Genomic DNA, 316 nt, shown 5'->3' with positions numbered 1-316 from the left:
CTTCTTACAACCTGAATAAAGGAATCTCAATATGAAAAATGTCATTGCTGCGAAATTAGAATTAAACCGAATCAGCCACGAGTTTGTTGCATTTCATTGTGGCGGCAAGCTTTCCGGCATTATCCATACCCCGGAATCAGGGAATATGACCGTTATTCTCGATGGCGGTTACCACCTGGGCGAATATGACTGTGCGCGCTGCGCCATTGAATCCGTTGCGGAACTCCTCGGTGAAATACTGTTCGCGGAGAAAAAGGCCGGTATTCCCGTCATGAACAGTGAAGAAATTTTCAGTTACAGCGAGGCTGTTCACTGA

1 protein-coding gene is annotated in these 316 nt (G+C 46.2%); it reads left to right on the top strand.

Features of this window, described 5'->3' with window-relative positions:
• The first annotated feature begins 31 nt into the window (after nt 1-31).
• On the top strand, nt 32-316 hold the full coding sequence (locus tag AACV31_RS17410) for a DNA breaking-rejoining protein (protein ID WP_165157223.1): 285 nt from the start codon (nt 32-34) through the stop codon (nt 314-316).

It is taken from the genome of Cronobacter sp. EKM101R (assembly GCF_963888145.1).
In the GTDB taxonomy this organism is placed as follows: Bacteria; Pseudomonadota; Gammaproteobacteria; order Enterobacterales; family Enterobacteriaceae; genus Cronobacter; species Cronobacter turicensis.
Note: the sequence above shows the minus strand (reverse complement) of the source record. Positions and strands in the feature narration are given on the sequence as shown.

Bases quoted from the DNA above. Each gene is read 5' to 3' on its own strand.
- AACV31_RS17410 (WP_165157223.1), top strand. From the start codon at position 32: ATGAAAAATGTCATTGCTGCGAAATTAGAATTAAACCGAATCAGCCAC.